The organism is Streptomyces sp. Y2F8-2 (assembly GCF_014905555.1).
Taxonomy (GTDB): domain Bacteria; phylum Actinomycetota; class Actinomycetes; order Streptomycetales; family Streptomycetaceae; genus Streptomyces; species Streptomyces cynarae.
Genome location: NZ_BNGS01000003.1, coordinates 590,378 through 607,278, shown reverse-complemented (window position 1 = coordinate 607,278; position 16,901 = coordinate 590,378). Strand labels below are relative to the sequence as shown.

At 69.2% G+C, this 16,901-nt stretch carries 14 protein-coding genes; 4 read left to right on the top strand and 10 right to left on the bottom strand.

The window, feature by feature from the left end; translation table 11 throughout:
* Nucleotides 1–55: 55 nt before the first annotated feature.
* The 7 genes from SY2F82_RS12755 to SY2F82_RS12725 all read right to left on the bottom strand — a co-directional run bounded on the left by SY2F82_RS12755 (nucleotide 56) and on the right by SY2F82_RS12725 (nucleotide 10,872).
* Nucleotides 56–1,204, bottom strand: a complete 1,149-nt coding sequence (locus SY2F82_RS12755; protein ID WP_236041386.1) for an ABC transporter ATP-binding protein — start codon at nucleotides 1,202–1,204, stop codon at nucleotides 56–58.
* Nucleotides 1,197–2,258 carry an ABC transporter ATP-binding protein gene (locus SY2F82_RS12750; protein ID WP_200419117.1) on the bottom strand — a complete coding sequence of 354 codons (1,062 nt, stop codon included), beginning with the start codon at nucleotides 2,256–2,258 and terminating at the stop codon, nucleotides 1,197–1,199. Before SY2F82_RS12750 ends, SY2F82_RS12755 begins: the two co-directional genes overlap by 8 nt.
* 11 nt (nucleotides 2,259–2,269) lie before the next feature.
* Complete coding sequence (locus tag SY2F82_RS12745; protein ID WP_200419116.1) at nucleotides 2,270–3,208, bottom strand: ABC transporter permease; 939 nt, start codon at nucleotides 3,206–3,208, stop codon at nucleotides 2,270–2,272.
* The gene (locus tag SY2F82_RS12740) at nucleotides 3,201–4,127 is read right to left on the bottom strand and encodes an ABC transporter permease (protein WP_103838419.1); all 927 of its coding nucleotides are present in this window, start codon (nucleotides 4,125–4,127) and stop codon (nucleotides 3,201–3,203) included. Before SY2F82_RS12740 ends, SY2F82_RS12745 begins: the two co-directional genes overlap by 8 nt.
* A gap of 150 nt (nucleotides 4,128–4,277) precedes the next feature.
* Nucleotides 4,278–5,897: an ABC transporter substrate-binding protein gene (locus SY2F82_RS12735; protein WP_200419115.1), complete on the bottom strand. Its 1,620-nt coding sequence runs from the start codon at nucleotides 5,895–5,897 to the stop codon at nucleotides 4,278–4,280.
* A 634-nt stretch (nucleotides 5,898–6,531) separates the two neighbouring features.
* Nucleotides 6,532–8,448, bottom strand: coding sequence for a translational GTPase TypA (typA, locus tag SY2F82_RS12730; RefSeq protein ID WP_200419114.1), 1,917 nt, complete (start codon nucleotides 8,446–8,448; stop codon nucleotides 6,532–6,534).
* Nucleotides 8,449–8,745: 297 nt separating this feature from the next.
* Nucleotides 8,746–10,872, bottom strand: a complete 2,127-nt coding sequence (locus tag SY2F82_RS12725) for an ABC transporter family substrate-binding protein (RefSeq protein ID WP_200419113.1) — start codon at nucleotides 10,870–10,872, stop codon at nucleotides 8,746–8,748.
* A gap of 372 nt (nucleotides 10,873–11,244) precedes the next feature.
* Here SY2F82_RS12725 and SY2F82_RS12720 point away from each other — a divergent pair, with 372 nt between their 5' ends.
* The 4 genes from SY2F82_RS12720 to SY2F82_RS12705 are packed head-to-tail and all read left to right on the top strand — an operon-like array spanning nucleotide 11,245 to nucleotide 15,148.
* Nucleotides 11,245–11,535: a hypothetical protein gene (locus SY2F82_RS12720; protein ID WP_200419112.1), complete on the top strand. Its 291-nt coding sequence runs from the start codon at nucleotides 11,245–11,247 to the stop codon at nucleotides 11,533–11,535.
* Between the two features lie 20 nt (nucleotides 11,536–11,555).
* Nucleotides 11,556–12,389, top strand: a complete 834-nt coding sequence (locus SY2F82_RS12715) for a hypothetical protein (protein WP_200419111.1) — start codon at nucleotides 11,556–11,558, stop codon at nucleotides 12,387–12,389.
* Between the two features lie 18 nt (nucleotides 12,390–12,407).
* Nucleotides 12,408–14,381, top strand: a complete 1,974-nt coding sequence (locus SY2F82_RS12710) for a fumarate reductase/succinate dehydrogenase flavoprotein subunit (RefSeq protein WP_200419110.1) — start codon at nucleotides 12,408–12,410, stop codon at nucleotides 14,379–14,381.
* Nucleotides 14,378–15,148: a succinate dehydrogenase/fumarate reductase iron-sulfur subunit gene (locus SY2F82_RS12705; RefSeq protein WP_200419109.1), complete on the top strand. Its 771-nt coding sequence runs from the start codon at nucleotides 14,378–14,380 to the stop codon at nucleotides 15,146–15,148. Before SY2F82_RS12710 ends, SY2F82_RS12705 begins: the two co-directional genes overlap by 4 nt.
* Here the strand turns inward: SY2F82_RS12705 and SY2F82_RS12700 are convergent.
* From SY2F82_RS12700 to SY2F82_RS12690, 3 genes are read right to left on the bottom strand one after another with little or no spacing between them, the layout of a single operon-like run.
* Nucleotides 15,129–15,452: a hypothetical protein gene (locus tag SY2F82_RS12700; protein ID WP_200419108.1), complete on the bottom strand. Its 324-nt coding sequence runs from the start codon at nucleotides 15,450–15,452 to the stop codon at nucleotides 15,129–15,131. The genes SY2F82_RS12705 and SY2F82_RS12700 overlap by 20 nt on opposite strands.
* Before the next feature lie 5 nt (nucleotides 15,453–15,457).
* Entirely contained in the window at nucleotides 15,458–16,447 is a 990-nt protein-coding gene (locus SY2F82_RS12695) for a phosphotransferase family protein (RefSeq protein ID WP_200419107.1), read from the bottom strand.
* On the bottom strand, nucleotides 16,444–16,743 hold the full coding sequence (locus SY2F82_RS12690; protein ID WP_200419106.1) for a hypothetical protein: 300 nt from the start codon (nucleotides 16,741–16,743) through the stop codon (nucleotides 16,444–16,446). Before SY2F82_RS12690 ends, SY2F82_RS12695 begins: the two co-directional genes overlap by 4 nt.
* Between the last annotated feature and the right edge of the window lie 158 nt (nucleotides 16,744–16,901).

The window sequence follows — 16,901 nt, the reverse complement described above, 5'->3', positions numbered from 1 at the left end:
GCCGGTTCCCGGCACCTGACGAGGTACCGGGAACCGAACAGAGGCCAGGCGGACGTCAGGCCGCGTGCACGACGTCCTTCTCCTCGGCGAAGTGGCACGCCGACTCGTGGGCCGCGGGGGAGTCCGCGCCCTTGAAGCGCTCGGGGACCGCCAGCAGCGGCACCTCCTCGGCGCACCTGTCCGTGGCCTTCCAGCAACGGGTGCGGAAGCTGCAGCCCGAGGGCGGGTTGGCCGGGGACGGCACGTCGCCGGTGAGGATGATCCGCTCGCGGTGCTCACGGGCCTCCGGGTCCGGCACGGGGACCGCCGACAGCAGCGCCTGGGTGTAGGGGTGCGTCGGGTGGTCGTAGATCTGCTCGTCGTCGCCGATCTCGACGATCTTGCCGAGGTACATCACGCCCACGCGGTCCGAGATGTGCCGGACGATCGACAGGTCGTGCGCGATGAACATGTAGGAGAGGTTGAACTCGTCCTGCAGTCGCTCCATCAGGTTGATGACCTGCGCCTGGACCGACACGTCCAGGGCGGAGACCGGCTCGTCGCAGATGATGACCTCGGGGTTCAGGGCCAGGCCGCGGGCGATGCCGATGCGCTGGCGCTGACCGCCCGAGAACTGGTGCGGGTAGCGGTTGATGTACTCCGGGTTGAGACCCACGACGTCGAGGAGCTCCTGCACCTTGCGGCGCCGGTCGCCCTTGGGGGCCACCTCGGGGTGGATGTCGAAGGGCTCGCCGATGATGTCGCCCACCGTCATACGCGGGTTGAGCGACGTGTACGGGTCCTGGAAGATCATCTGGATGTTGCGGCGGACCGCCTTGAGGGCCTTGCCGGACAGCTTGGTGATGTCCTGGCCCTTGTAGAAGATCTCACCGGCGGTCGCCCGCTCGAGGTTCATCACGAGCTTGGCCACCGTCGACTTGCCGCATCCGGACTCACCCACGATGCCCAGGGTCTCGCCCTGGTAGAGGTCGAAGGAGACGCCGTCGACGGCCTTGACCGCGCCGATCTGACGCTTGATGACGATGCCCTGCGTCAGCGGGAAGTGCTTGACCAGGTTGCGCACCTGCAGAATCGGCTCGCCCCGGTCGACCGGCGCGTCGAGGGCGGCGACCGCCTCCTCCTCGGAGTGCACGTCGGCGACGTCCACGGCGGAGACGTTCGGTGTCGCGTCCTGCGGCTCGCCGGTCTTGGTCGGCTCAGCCATGGATCGTCTCCTTCCAGAAGTGGCACGCGCTGGCGCGGCCGGGCAGTTCGGTTCCGTCCCGCTCGGTCACCGGGACCAGCGGCGGACGCTCCGTGCGGCAGATGTCCTGCGCCTTCTCGCACCGCGGGTTGAAGGCGCAACCGCCGGGCACCTTCAGCAGGTTGGGCGGCAGACCCTTGATCGCGTAGAGGTCCTGGCCCTTCTGGTCCAGGCGCGGGATCGAGTCGAGCAGACCCCGGGTGTAGGGGTGGGCCGGGCGCTTGTACAGCTCGTGCACCGGCGCCGTCTCCACGATGCGGCCCGCGTACATCACCGCGATCTTGTCGGCGACGTCCGCCACGACACCCAGGTCGTGGGTGATGAGGATCAGGCCCATGTGGTACTCGCGCTGCAGCTCCGCGAGCAGGTCCATCACCTGGGCCTGGACGGTCACGTCGAGGGCCGTGGTCGGCTCGTCGGCGATGATCAGGTCCGGCTCCAGGGCGAGCGCCATGGCGATCATGATGCGCTGGCGCATACCGCCGGAGAACTGGTGCGGGTAGTCGTTCACGCGCGCCGCGGCCGCCGGGATCTTCACCCGGTCCATCAGCTCGATCGCCTTGGCCTTGGCCTCCTTGCGGGACAGTCCCCGGTGGACGCGGAACATCTCACCGAGCTGGAAACCCACGCTGAGCACGGGGTTGAGCGCGGAGAGCGCGTCCTGGAAGATCATCGCGATCCGCGCGCCGCGCAGCTTGCGTCGCTCCTCGGCGGACATCTTCAGCATGTCCTCGCCGTAGAAGCGGATCTCTCCCTGCGGGATGCGGGCCGGCGGCATGTCGAGGATGCCCATGATCGCCTGCGCGGTCACGGACTTGCCGGAGCCGGACTCGCCGAGCACGGCGAGCGTCTCCCCGGAGTTCACCGAGTAGTTGACGCCGTTGACGGCCCGGACCACACCCTCGCGGGTCTGGAACTCGACGTGCAGGTCACGCACTTCGAGCAGCGGGCCGGTCTTCTCGGCATCGCCGGGTCGCGGAGCCGGGACGGCGTCCGTCGGTTGGATGGTGGTCACGTACGCCTCCCTCAGCGCATCTTCGGGTCGAAGGCGTCGCGGACGACGTCGCCGAGCATGATGAACGCCAGCACGGTGATGCTCAGGGCGCCGGCCGGGAACAGCAGCGCGTGCGGCGAGGTCAGGAACCGGTCCTGGGCGTCACTGATCATCAGACCCCACGAGATGTTGGGGTACTGGATGCCGATGCCCAGGTAGGACAGGGCGGCCTCGGCGGCGATGTAGACACCGAGGTTCATGGTGGTGATGACGATGACGGGGGCGAGCGTGTTCGGCAGGATGTGCCGGAACGCGATCCGGCCCGAGCCCGCGCCGAGCGCACGGGCGGCCATCACGTAGTCGTTGTACTTGTTCGAGATGACCTCGCCGCGCATGATCCTGAAGACCTGCGGCCAGCCGAGGATCGCCATGATGAACGACACCGTCCACACGTCGCCGCCGCCCCAGATCGACATGATCAGCAGACCGCCGACGATGAGCGGCAGGGCCGAGAAGACCTCGGTGATCCGGGACAGCACCGCGTCGACCCAGCCGCCGACCAGACCGGCCAGCATGCCCACCAGGCCGCCGATCAGAGTGGTGGCGATGGTGGTCACCACGCCGACGACGATCGAGTTGCGGGTGCCGTACACGGTCCGCGTGTAGATGTCGCAGCCCTGCACGTCGAAGCCGAACCAGTGCCCGGACGTCGGCCCGTTCATGGAGTTCTGCAGCTGGCAGAAGCCGTCGGAGAACGGGGAGCGTGCCGTGAACAGGCTGGGCACGATCGCCAGCGCGAGCAGGCAGACGATGATGAAGGCGGTTCCGAGGAACATGGGCCGCTTGCGCAGGTCCGCCCAGCCGTCCTTGAGCAGGCTGGCCTGACGGGCCGCCGCCTTCTCCTCGGCCTCGATCTCCTTGGCGAGCGAGGCCTCGTCGGTGGTGGGCCTCTCTATCGTCTTCTCACTCATAGCGGATCCTCGGGTCGAGCACGGCGTACATCAGGTCTACGAGGAGGTTGGCGGCCAGGTAGATCAGCACCAGCAGGGTCACCAGGCCGACGACGATCGGCCGTTCGCGCAGATAGACGGACTGGGCCAGCTGGCCACCGATACCGGGCATGTTGAACACCCGCTCGGTGATGATGGCGCCGCCCATCAGGGCGCCGAGGTCGAAGCCCAGGAAGGTGACGACCGGGATCAGGGAGTTGCGCATCGCGTGCAGGCCGATGACCCGGCGCCGCGGCAGGCCCTTCGCGATCGCGGTGCGGACGTAGTCGGCCCGGATCGACTCCGTCAGGCTCGTCCGTACCAGTCGCGCGATATAGGCCATCGAGGTCGAGGCGAGCACGATGGCCGGGAGGATGTAGCTCTGCGGCCAGCCCTTGTCGATGCCGGCGACCGGCGTGGCCTTGAGGTTCACGCCGAGCTCCAGCTGAAGGACGCTGCCCAGCACGAAGACCGGGATGGAGATCAGCAGGAGGGTGGCGACCAGCACCACGTTGTCGAGGAACTTGCCCTTCTTCAGGGCCGACATGATGCCCGCCAGGATGCCGATGACGGCCTCGATGGCGAAGGCTGTCAGGCCCAGCTTGAGCGTGACCGGGAACCGCTCGGCGACGATGTCCGAGATGGCACGGCCGTTGTAGGTCTCACCGAGGTCACCGGTGAAGACGCCACTGATGTAGTGCCAGTACTGCTGGTACAGCGGCTCGTTCAGGTGGTAATGCGCGCGGAGGATCGCCGCGATGTTCGGGTCGGCGCGCTTGTCGCCGGCCAGTGCCTGGATCGGGTCGCCGGGCAGCGCGAAGACCAGACAGAAGATGATGAACGTGACGCCTATCACCACAGGGATCACCTGCAGGAGGCGGCGCACGACGTATCGGCCCATGGGTGCTCCAGAGGGGGGTGCTCGATCCGCCCGTGGCCGGGGCGGCGGCACTGTCGGACGGGAGACGGCAGAAGGGGTGAGCAGGGGAAGGCTTCGAGCCCCTCCCCCTGCTCACCCTCTGGCCGCGTGTCGGACCTGCTCAGATACGGCTCAGCCGAGCTTGACCGTGTCCCAGAGGACCTGGTGGCCGGCGACCGTCATCGACTTGATGTTCTCGCTGAAGCCTGCGTTCAGCGTGTAGAAGTACACCGGGATGTACGGCAGATCCTTCAGGAGGACGTCGTCGGCCTGCTGGTAGATCTTGACGGCGTCCTCGTGCGTCGGGGCCTGGTCGCCCTTGACGAGGAGCTTCTCGAACTCCTCGTTGACGTAACCGGAGTAGTTGGAGCCGTTGGCGATGGCGTCCTTCGAGAAGACCGGACGGAGGTAGTCCTCCATGTCCGGGTAGTCCATGCTCCAGGCCATGCGGAACGCGCCCTGGTACTTCTTCGCGTCCAGGTCGTTGAGGATGGCCTGGAACTGCTCGAACGGCTTGGCCGTCACCTTGATGCCCAGGTTCTGCTGGAGCTGGTTGGCGACCGCCTCGACCCACTCCTTGTGGCCGCCGTCGGCGTTGTAGCCGATCTCCAGCGAGTTGCCGGGCAGCCCGCCGGCCTGCTTGTAGAGCTCCTTGGCCTTGCTCGGGTTGTAGGTGCAGGCCTCACCGCAGGCGCCCTTGCGGTAGCCGTCGATGATGGGGCTGATGTAGTCGTCCGCGGGCGTACGGGCACCGACGAAGACCTTCTCGGCGATCGTCTTCCGGTCGATCGCCATGGAGATGGACTTGCGCAGGTCCGCGTTCTGGAACGCCTTGTTGTACTTGATCGGGAAGCCGATGTAGCCGACGGCCGAGTCGGCCTCGTCGATCGTGCGGCCCGGCAGGTCCTTCTTGTAGGTCGGCAGACCCGAGGTCGGGACGTTGATGTCGATGTCGAGGTTGCCCGCGACCAGGTCCTTGTAGGCCGTGTCCAGGTTCGAGTAGATCTTGAAGTCGACACCCTTGACCTCGATCTTCGAGGCGTCCGGGTACTTGTCGTACTTGACGGTGTCGATCTCCTGGTTGTGCTTGACCTTCCCCTTCATCATGAAGGGGCCGTTGCCGATCGGGGCCTCGCCGAAGCCCTTCGGGTCCTTGAAGAACGCCTTGGGCACCGGGACGAACGCGGTGAAGGACAGCTGCGACGGGAACGCCGAGAACGGACCGTCCAGGGTGACCTGGAGGGTGTTGTCGTCGATGGCCTTCAGACCCGACATCTTGTCGGTCTTGGGCTTCTTGCCCTCGCCCGGGTTCAGGTCCTTGTAGCCCTGGATGTGGCTGAACAGCGGGTTGGTCTGCTGGGCGTTGGTCTGGTTGGCGCCGTAGTTCCAGGCGTCGATGAAGGACTGGGCGGTGACCTTCTCACCGTTGTGGAAGGTGTAGCCCGGCTTCAGCTTGATCGTCCAGACCTTGTTGTCCTTGGTCTCGATCGACTGCGCCATGGCGTTGACGACCTTGTTGTTGCCGTCGAGCTTGGTCAGACCCGTGAAGAGAGCGTTGATGACCTGGCCGCCCTCGGTCTCGTACGTGTTGGTGGGGACCAGGCTGTTCTGCGGCTCACCGATCTCCATCGACACGATGCCGTTGCTCTTGCCGCCGCCCGAGCCGCTGTCCCCGCCACCACCACAGGCCGTCGCGCCCAGCGCCACAACCGCGGCTATCGCAACCCACTTGGCGCTCTTGGCACCACGCATGGGGCTCCTCCTCATGAGTCCAATGGTTCACCGCATGGGAGGACACCTGACACGTCGCCGTCACCGGCGCCTGAAACGTTCAGGTGTCCCCCGCGCTCGTGAGTCGGCGCCACCGATAGCGCATGACCCGTTGATCCGAGCTCTACGCGCCTAACTATCTGCCATCCACCAGGGACGAACCACACCCCTAAGGTCTCGGTTCCATCACACCTGGCCCGTACATCTTCCAAAATCCGGACAAACGGTTTGCCGAAAGATCCCTGCGAAACGGACTTGTTACACATCTACCGGGGCTGGGTGTCCGCATTCCGGACACTCGGGGAAAAAATCCGGTTGCGGTTACGGTGAAGGTGTGCGGGGGGCGCCGCTGGCGTACACGCACACCGATGCGCACCGTGCACGCGCCGTCCTGTTCGGGTGAACGGCCGCCGCCGCGAAGCCCGTTCGCCGGCGATCCGCCTGGCATGGCCGGAATGCACCTCGTCAGCAGGGTAGTGCGCACAGGTCGGGCTGTGCGGCTCCCTTGAGGAAGTGAAGGGTTTTCCCTATCCCGCTCGTTCTGCACGACAGGGCCGGGCACCCCGTCTCGCGGAGCGCCCGACCCTGTCGTAGGCGGCCGGTAGGTGGCCGGAAATCAGCTGTGCTTGGCGCGGCTCGCGGCGCGGGCCCGCTCACGCTGGTCCAGGACGACCTTGCGGATGCGGACCGCCTCCGGCGTCACCTCGACGCACTCGTCGTCGCGGCAGAACTCCAGGGACTGCTCGAGCGACAGCTTGCGCGGCGGCACGATCGACTCGGCGATGTCGGCCGTGGCGGACCGGATGTTGGTGAGCTTCTTCTCCTTGGTGATGTTGACGTCCATGTCGTCGGAGCGGGAGTTCTCGCCGACGATCATGCCCTCGTACACCTCGGTGCCCGGCTCCACGAACAGGGTGCCGCGCTCCTGGAGGTTCGTCATCGCGAACGCGGTGACGGAGCCGGAGCGGTCGGCCACCAGCGAGCCGTTGTTACGGGTCTGGAGCGGGCCGGCCCAGGGCTCGAAGCCCTCGTGGATGGAGTGGCCGATGCCCGTGCCGCGGGTGCTGGTCAGGAACTCGGTGCGGAAGCCGATGAGACCGCGGGAGGGCACCACGAACTCCATGCGCACCCAGCCCGAGCCGTGGTTGGACATGTTGTCCATACGGCCCTTGCGGACGCCCATGAGCTGGGTGACCGCGCCCATGTGCTCCTCGGGCACGTCGATCGTCATGCGCTCGAACGGCTCGTACGTCTTGCCGTCGATCTCCTTGGTGACGACCTGCGGCTTGCCGACGGTCAGCTCGTAGCCCTCGCGGCGCATCTGCTCGACCAGGATGGCCAGCGCCAGCTCACCGCGGCCCTGCACCTCCCAGGCGTCCGGGCGGTCGGTGTCCAGCACCCGGAGGCTGACGTTGCCGATCAGCTCGCGGTCGAGACGGTCCTTGACCTGGCGGGCGGTGACCTTGCGGTCCTTGACCGTGGCCTTGGCGTTGGCGCCCTTGCCGGTGCCGCCCCTGCCGACCAGCGGCGAGGTGTTCGTACCGATGACCATGGAGATCGCGGGTTCGTCGACCGTGATCAGCGGCAGCGCGATGGGGTTCTCGGGGTCGGCCAGGGTCTCGCCGATCATGATCTCGGGGATACCGGCGACGGCGCAGATGTCACCCGGGCCGGCCTTCTCGGCGGGCTTGCGGGTGAGGGCCTCGGTCATCATCAGCTCGCTGATGCGGACGTTGCTGATGGTCCCGTCGCGCTTGATCCAGGCGACGGTCTGGCCCTTGCGCAGCTCGCCCTGCTCGACGCGGAGCAGCGCGATACGGCCGAGGAAGTTGTCGGCGTCCAGGTTGGTGACGTGGGCCTGGAGCGGGGCGTCCTCGTCGTAGGTCGGCGCCGGGATGTGCTCCAGGATCGTGGAGAAGAACGGCTCCAGGCTGGTGGAGTCGGACGGGACCGTGCCGTTCTCCGGCTTGGTGAGGGAGGCGATGCCGTCACGGCCGCAGGCGTAGACGATCGGGAACTCGATCTGCTCCTCGTCGGCGTCCAGGTCGAGGAAGAGGTCGTAGGTCTCGTTGACGACCTCGTCGATACGGGCGTCGGGGCGGTCCGTCTTGTTGATGCACAGGATGACGGGCAGCCGGGCCTGGAGCGCCTTGCGCAGCACGAAACGGGTCTGCGGCAGCGGGCCCTCGGAGGCGTCGACCAGCAGGACGACACCGTCCACCATCGACAGACCGCGCTCGACCTCGCCGCCGAAGTCGGCGTGGCCGGGGGTGTCGATGATGTTGATGGTGATGGGGTCCCCGCCGTCCTTGGGGTGGTACTTCACCGCCGTGTTCTTGGCGAGGATCGTGATGCCCTTCTCACGCTCCAGGTCGTTCGAGTCCATGACCCGGTCGTCGACCTGCTCGAGCTGATGGGCGGCGAAGGCGCCGGCCTGCTTCAGCATGCCGTCGACGATGGTCGTCTTGCCGTGGTCGACGTGGGCGACGATGGCGACGTTGCGGATGTCGTGACGCGTTGCAGTCACAGCCATATTGCGGCGTACTCCCGGAGTGGTGAGGACGGCTGCGCGTACGTCCTCGGTACGCGCGCCCTGCCGGGCTGAACGTGCCACGGCCTCACCCCATGGTACGGGGGCGCTGCCGCTTGGGGGGGCCGGGTTACGTTGGTGCAGCTCAGGGGGGTTTGCGGCGCCCGGTAGCGAGGCTGGGCGGGGGTGGGGTGCGCAACCCGGCGCCACGGGGTGCCCGCTGCGCCCACCCTCCCCCAAGCTCTCGGCTCCGCTCGAGCAGGGGGACCCCCATCGCCCCAGCGGCACGACTGCCCGCAGCTAGGAAGCCCGCGGAGACGGTTTTGCGCCCTTCTTCAGGTAGCCCATGTCCTCGTAGACCGGCGTCTCGAAGCCGAACGAGCCCGCGTTGGCCAGGTTGGTGCGGGCGGCTGTGAGCTGGGGGCGCTGGTAGAGCGGGATGGAGGCCGCCGTGGCCCAGATGCGGGCGTCGGCCTTGCGGACCAGGTCGCGTTCCTCGTCCTCGTCCAGTGTGGCGATCGCCTGGTCGAAGAGCTGGTCCACCTGGTCGGTGCCGACCCGCGTGTAGTTCTGTTCGACGCTCAGTGAGCCGTCCGCCGCCGGTACCGGCTTGGCGAAGATCGGCCGGGCGTCGGTCGCGGGGAACGCGGTCGCGGGCCAGGAGTACAGCGCCAGGTCGTAGTCCCCGGAGGCGACGTGGTCCTTGAAGTAGCTGTCGTCGGGGACGTCGGTGATCTCCGTGCGGATCCCGATCTTCTGCAGCATGCGGGCGATGCGGTCGCCCACGGTCCGCAGGGTCTTCGAGCCCGGCCCGGAGGGCAGCACGAACCGCAGCTGCAGCGCCTTGCCGTCCTTGGCGAGCACTCCGGAGGCGGCGCCGCCCGGGGCGGCCGTGCCCTTGGGCGCGTACGCCCCCGGCGCCCCGCCCGGACGCCGGCCGTGCTCCTGCTGGAGCTCGCCGTCGAGGCGCCGGCCCGCCTGTTCGTCGGCGGGCTTGTTCGCGTGGTCGCGGGGGTCGTGCTGGGCGGGCGGCTTGTTGTCCTGGCCGACGATATCGGCGCCGTCGTCGCCCGTGCCGTTCCCGTGCTCCGCCTTGTGGCCCTCCGGTCCGGCCGCGCTCTTCTTCTTCGGCGCTCCCTTGACCGCCCCGCCGGGCTCCCAGCCCGCCTCGGTCAGCAGTGCCTGCGCCTGGGCGGTGTCCTGTTTGCCGAGGGAGCCGCTGTTGTCCTCGTAGGCCTCCTGCCCGGCGAGCGCCAGGTGGCTGCCGACCGGAACGGCGGGCAGCCCGAGCGGCTTGAGGACCAGCCCGGCCAGCTCGGTGCGGTCCAGGGCGCGGGCGATCGCCCGGCGCACCCGCTCGTCGGTGAGGGGGCCCCGGGAGCCGTTGAGGGCGAGCTGGGTGTAGGCGGGTTCCAGGGACTTGCGGATCACGAAGCCGCGCAGGGCCTGCTGCTGCTCGGCACCGGCCTGCTGCTCGGCACCGGGCGCGCCCGTGGCGCCGCCGGGGATCGCGGAAGGGCCCTGAAGGGGCTTGCCGCCCTTGTCGCGGGCGGCACGGGTGATCCGCTCGGCGTCCTCCGGGTTCACCTCCGCCATGTCGACCTTGCCGTCGGCGAGCGCGGCGGCCCGCTGGTCGAGCGGCACGGCCACGAGCACGATCTGGGAGAGCTTGGCGGGCCGTCCCCACCAACGCGGATTGCGGGCGAGGGTGACCTCCCCGCCCTTGCGGTCCACCTTGGCGAGGGAGAAGGGGCCGGCAGTGACCTTCAGGCCGCTTCTGGCCGCGTCGTTGAAACCGTCCGGGGTGCCCGTGACGTCCTTCGGGTACAGCGGCGAGAACAGCGACCGCCAGTCGGCGTACGGCTTGGCGAAGGTGACCTTGACCTCGAGGTTGTTCGCCCCGCGCTCCACCTTCTCGATGCGGTCGTAGCCGGCGTTGCGGGCGGTCCAGTAGGCGTTGTCCTTGCCGGCGAGGGCCCGCCACTGGGCGGCGAAGTCGTCGGCGCCGATCTGCCGGCCGTCGCTCCAGACGGCCTGCTGGTTGAGGCGGTAGACGACGACCTGCTTGGGCTCGGTCGACACCACCTTGGCGGACTCCAGGAAGTCCGGATCGCGCTGCGGGCGGCCCTGTGCGTCCAGCCGGAACAGCGAGGGCAGGACGGCGCCCGCGATCCGGGTGGTCGCGGCGTCGGCGTCCGCCTGGAAGGTGTTCAGAGTCTCGGGCACGGCGTCGACGGCCCAGCGCAGGGTGCCCCCGTCGGCGAGGAGGGCGCGGGCGGCGGGAGCGACGTCCTGCGCGGCGACCGGCTTGCTCTTCTGCTCGTCGTCGGCGCTGCAGGCGGCGAGCGCCGAGGCCGCGAGGGCTCCCGCGGTGAGGAACGCGACCGAACGCAGTACCGCGCGCGGTCCGACGCCGTCGTGGGACATCACGTCTACCTCCGAGAGGCCGCTCCGCGGATGAGCGGGGTTAGGGCGCTATGATCCGGTTTGGGAGTATTGGGGGTATTTGGAGCTGATCAGATGTATGCGCCCACTGAAGAGGAAAGGGGCCGACGGGATGCGGCGACACGACGACGCGGCGGGGCAAGCTCACCCATGTGGCGCAGCCGCCCGCCTGTCCGGCCCGCCGCCGCCTTCACCCCGGCGTGGCGGGAGATTCGAAAACGCACCCGCACACACCCCCGTGCGTCGGCCAATCGCTGCATGTCCCTTCCCCAGGGTCGGTGTGACGCGCAACACTCGCAGGCGCATGAGCGTTGCCGGCCCGGTCCGAGGGACCCGTGGAAGCGAGGTCACGTCATGTCCGTGCACGAGGAACTGACATCGGTCCAGCGCTGCCTCGACGACCTGTGCCGGTCGGTGGGGCGGCTGGAGCGGCAGATGGGCGGCGGCGGGCTCGACATCCGCCGTGTCCGCACCGACGCCGACCACCTGCGCGAGAGCGTGGCGCTGCTGCGCGAGGCGGCCAGTGCGGCAGGCGCCTTGCGGCGGCCCGATCTCGTCGCCATCCCCGACACCCCGTACGACACCACCCTGTGGACGGACTCGGACGACGAGGGTCTCGGCGCCCGCGACCGGCACGCCCCCTGACGAAGAAGGTGCGTCCCAAGTTGGCCACTGGCACCGAATCCCCCGACACCCACGCCGCCGCGCCCGGAGGCGAGCGGACCGGCAGGCGCGCCGCGATCCCCGGGCACCACCTGCGCACCGACCGCTGGTGGCTGGCCCCGGCCGGCACCGCCGCCGGGCTGCTGGCCTTCGTCGTGTACTCCACCTGGCGCGCCTTCGCCGACGCGCACTACTACGCCGCGCCGTACGTCTCGCCGTTCTACTCGCCGTGCCTGGCCGAGCGGTGCCGGACCATGCACGCGGGGCCCAACGCGGACCTCTTCGGCAGCTGGTGGGCGATCTCCCCGGCGATCATCATCCTGATCTTCCCGCTGGGCTTCCGCCTGACCTGCTACTACTACCGCAAGGCCTACTACCGCGGCTTCTGGGCGTCGCCCCCGGCCTGCGCGGTGGCGGAGCCGCACAAGAAGTACACCGGTGAGACCCGCTTCCCGCTGATCCTGCAGAACGTCCACCGGTACTTCTTCTACGCGGCGCTCCTGGTGGCGGGCGTCCTCACCTACGACACCGTGCTCGCCTTCCGCGACCGGCACTACCACTGGGGCCACATGGGGCTCGGCACCCTGGTCTTCCTGGTGAACATCGTGCTGATCTGGGCGTACACGCTCTCCTGCCATTCCTGCCGGCACATCGTCGGCGGAAAGCTCAAGCACTTCTCGCAGCACCCGGTGCGCTACAAGGCGTGGGTGTTCATCAGCCGGCTCAACGCCCGGCACATGCTGCTGGCGTGGGCGTCCCTGGTCAGCGTGGCCCTCGCCGACTTCTACGTGTACCTGGTGGCGTCCGGCGTCTTCGCCGATCCGCGCTTCTTCTGACGACAGTGAGGCCTAGTGATGTCCGTGGTCGACCGGCAGGAGTGGGACGTGGTCGTGGTCGGGGCCGGCGGCGCCGGCCTGCGCGCCGCCATCGAGGCGCGTGAGCGCGGTGCCCGCACGGCCGTGATCTGCAAGTCGCTGTTCGGCAAGGCGCACACGGTGATGGCGGAGGGCGGCATCGCAGCGGCGATGGGCAACGCCAACCCGCACGACGACTGGCAGGTGCACTTCCGCGACACCATGCGCGGCGGGAAGTTCCTCAACCAGTGGCGGATGGCCGAGCTGCACGCCCGGGAGGCACCCGACCGGGTCTGGGAGCTGGAGACCTGGGGCGCCCTGTTCGACCGTACGGAGGACGGGAAGATCTCCCAGCGCAACTTCGGCGGCCACGAGTACCCGCGCCTGGCGCACGTCGGTGACCGTACGGGGCTCGAGCTGATCCGCACGCTCCAGCAGAAGATCGTCGCGCTCCAGCAGGAGGACAAGGAGGAGACCGGCGACTACGAGTCCCGGCTGAAGGTGTTCCAGGAGTGCACGGTCACCCGCATCCTGAAGGACACGGCATCCGACAGCGGCTCCGCCGCGGGTCGGGTGTCGGGTGTCTTCGCCTACGAGCGCGAGTCCGGCCGCTTCTTCGTCCTCGAAGCCCCGGCGGTCGTGATCGCGACAGGCGGCATCGGCAAGTCCTTCAAGGTGACGTCGAACTCCTGGGAGTACACCGGCGACGGGCACGCGCTGGCGCTGCTCGCCGGGGCGCCGCTGCTGAACATGGAGTTCGTGCAGTTCCACCCGACCGGCATGGTCTGGCCGCCGTCGGTGAAGGGCATCCTCGTCACCGAGTCGGTGCGCGGCGACGGCGGGGTGCTGATGAACTCCGACGGCAAGCGGTTCATGTTCGACTACATCCCCGACGTCTTCAAGGAGAAGTACGCGGAGACGGAGGCGGAGGCCGACCGCTGGTACGACGACCCGGAGCACAACCGCCGCCCGCCCGAGCTGCTGCCCCGGGACGAGGTGGCGCGTGCCATCAACGCCGAGGTGAAGGCGGGCCGGGGTTCCCCGCACGGCGGTGTCTTCCTGGACGTGTCGACGCGCATGCCCGCCGAGGTCGTCCGGCGTCGGCTGCCGTCGATGTACCACCAGTTCAAGGAGCTGGCGGACGTCGACATCACCGCGGAGGCGATGGAGGTCGGGCCGACCTGCCACTACGTGATGGGCGGTGTGGCGGTCGACTCGGACACGGCGGCGGCCCGTGGGGTCACGGGCCTGTACGCGGCCGGGGAGGTGGCCGGCGGGATGCACGGCTCCAACCGGCTGGGCGGCAACTCGCTCTCCGACCTGCTGGTGTTCGGGCGCCGGGCCGGTCTGCACGCGGCGCAGTACGCCATGGGGCTGCCCGAGCGGCCCGGCGTGGACGACGTCCAGGTGGACACGGCGGCGGCCGAGGCGCTGCGCCCGTTCTCGGCGGAGGGTCCGGCGCCCGGCGAGGGCATCGGGGAGGAGGGCCGCCCGCCGGAGAACCCCTACGCCCTGCACCAGGAACTCCAGCAGACCATGAACGACCTGGTCGGCATCATCCGCCGCGAGTCGGAGATGCAGCAGGCGCTGAAGAAGCTGGCGGAGCTGCGGGTGCGGGCGCGCCGGGCGGGCGTCGAGGGGCACCGGCAGTACAACCCGGGCTGGCATCTGGCGCTGGACCTGCGGAACATGCTGCTGGTCAGCGAGTGCGTGGCGCGGGCCGCGCTGGAGCGCACGGAGTCGCGCGGCGGTCACACCCGCGAGGACTTCCCGTCGATGGACCGCGCGTGGCGGCGGGTCAACCTGCTGTGCCGGCTCACCGACCCGACGGGGGGCCTGGCGGCGACGGACCCGGTCCGGGGCCAGATCGCGCTCACCCGGGAGACCACCGAACCCATCCGCCCCGACCTGCTCGCCCTCTTCGAGAAGGAGGAGCTGGTGAAGTACCTCGCCGAAGAGGAGCTGTACGAATGAGCAGCTACGAAGCCCGCTTCAAGGTGTGGCGGGGCGATGTGAGCGGCGGCGGCCTGGAGGACTTCAAGGTCGAGGTCAACGACGGCGAGGTGGTGTTGGACATCATCCATCGTCTTCAGGCCACCCAGGCCCCGGATCTCGCGGTGCGCTGGAACTGCAAGGCCGGCAAGTGCGGTTCGTGCTCGGCGGAGATCAACGGGCGGCCGCGGTTGATGTGCATGACGCGGATGTCGGTGTTCGACCGGGAGGAGACAATCACCGTCACTCCCCTGCGCACCTTCCCGGTGATCCGCGACCTGGTGACGGACGTCGGCTTCAACTACGTCAAGGCGCGCGAGGTCCCGGCCTTCGTCCCGCCCGAGGGGCTCGGCCCGGGCGAGTACCGCATGATGCAGGAGGACGTCGACCGCTCGCAGGAGTTCCGCAAGTGCATCGAGTGCTTCCTGTGCCAGAACACCTGCCACGTGGTCCGCGACCACGAGGAGAACAAGCAGGCGTTCGCGGGCCCGCGCTACCTCATGCGGGTCGCGGAACTGGACATGCACCCGCTGGACGCGGCGGCCGAGCGGGGCCTGGACCGCAAGCGCACGGCCCAGGACGAGCACGGCCTCGGCTACTGCAACATCACCAAGTGCTGCACGGAGGTCTGCCCCGAGGGCATCAGGATCACGGACAACGCCCTGATCCCGCTGAAGGAACGGGCGGTCGACCGCAAGTACGACCCCCTGGTGTGGCTGGGCTCGAAGATCAGGAGGCGTTCTTCGTAGCGGCGGCGTCCGGGGTGCGGCCGGGGCGCCGGGCCGACATCTGTATCGCCGTGCCGGCGAAATACACCGCCAAGCCCGCGGCCGCGATGGGCATGCGGGCGAAAGGGGCCTCGTTCAGGGGGCCGAGGAACAGGTAACCGGACATGCCGACGGCGCTCACCAGCGTGCCGTGTCCCCACAGCTCCGGCCGCATGATCCTGCGCCCGCCCCACGGCGGCAGCCGGCCCGACGCGATCGCGGCGACACCCGCCGCCGCGCCCGCCACCAGCAGTGTCGCGGCCACCCCTACCAGTGCCCAGTGCATGCCGGTCATCGTCGTACGAACTCCAGTGCGTGCTCGAGGTTGTGTTCCGCGATGCCCCGCATCGGCCCCGGGTCCGGGTAGTCGCCGTCGAGGAGCCGCAGGGGACCCGCCACCAGGGACAGGTGCAGGGCGAGGCGGTACAGGCGCAGCCGGTCCTCGTCGAGGTCGTCGGTGCGCAGGAGCTCGTAGTGGGGGCCGAAGCGGAGCTGGAGGAAGGCGTGCTCCCACTCGGCGTCGAAGTACATCAGTCCTTCGATGTCGATCAGTGCCGGACGGCCGTCCGCGTCCAGCAGGACGTGGTCGGGGCCCAGTTCGCCGTGGACGACAGTGTGGCGGGCGCGGGGGCGCACCGCCGCGAAGAGCTCGTGCAGGCGGTGGTCGAGCCGGTCGTGCACGGCCGCGACACGGGGCTCGCGGGCCGCGGCCTCCTCGGTGTCCCGCAGTGCGCGGTCCCGTACGACGGCTTCGCAGGAGGTGCCGTGCGCGGATCCCCCGCCGTCGACGAGGGCGACCTTGCCGAAGCGGGGGGCGGTGTGGGCGCGCATCGCGGTCAGAGCGGCGGCGAGGTCCTTCAGCGGGCCGGTCGCCGCGTGGGGGTCGCGGCGCAGCAACTCCTCCAGGGTGCCGCCGGGGAGGTCCTCGACGATCGCGGCGTCCGCGGGCAGGTGCGTGTGGGTGGGGTCGGCGAACAGCAGGCTCGGGGTGCGGATGCCGAGGGCCGTGAGACGGTCGTGCGACGCCGTGAACAGGTCGAGGCCGGAGGCGTGCGAGAAGGGGTCGCGGGGGTCGGCGGGCGGAGCGTCCCAGTAGTCCTCGTCGGGTGACCAGACGTAGGCGATCGCGGTGGAGGCGTCGTCGAGGGTGAGGCGGTAGACGCCCTTCTTCGAGCCGCCGCGCAGCCGGGTGACGGTGTCCAGGCGGCGGGTGGGGCCGAGTGCGGCGCGGGCCAGGGGGGCGAGGGCGTCGCGGCCGAGCGGTGTCCGGCCGGCCGTCATGCGGGCGTGCGGCCGACGTGCTGGGCGCGGAACTGCAGCAACGCGCCGGACACCATCAGGGCCAGGCCGACGGTGAAGACGACGTCGACGGCGGTGAGGCCACGCACCGCGGAGCCGTACCTGCACAGCCCCATGCCCGCGGCGAAGAGCAGCGCCCCTGAGCCCCACCTGCGCGGCCTCAGGACGTCGCCCCGCCACCACGGTGCGACCCGGCCGGTCGTGAGGACCAGGACGCCCGCGACGGCGTAGAGCGCCACAACCACATACACGGCGATCAGTGAGGTGATGTGCAGCATCAAGCCCCCCCCCCGGCGGTTCGTTGGCCTGATCATGGCACCAACAGCTGGGAAGGACCAGATCCGTCCCCCGTACATCAGGCGCCGCACCCCGGTCGCGGTGCCGCGTATTCAGCCATACGCTCCGAAATGTGACGCCGCCCCACCGTCGACGCCGG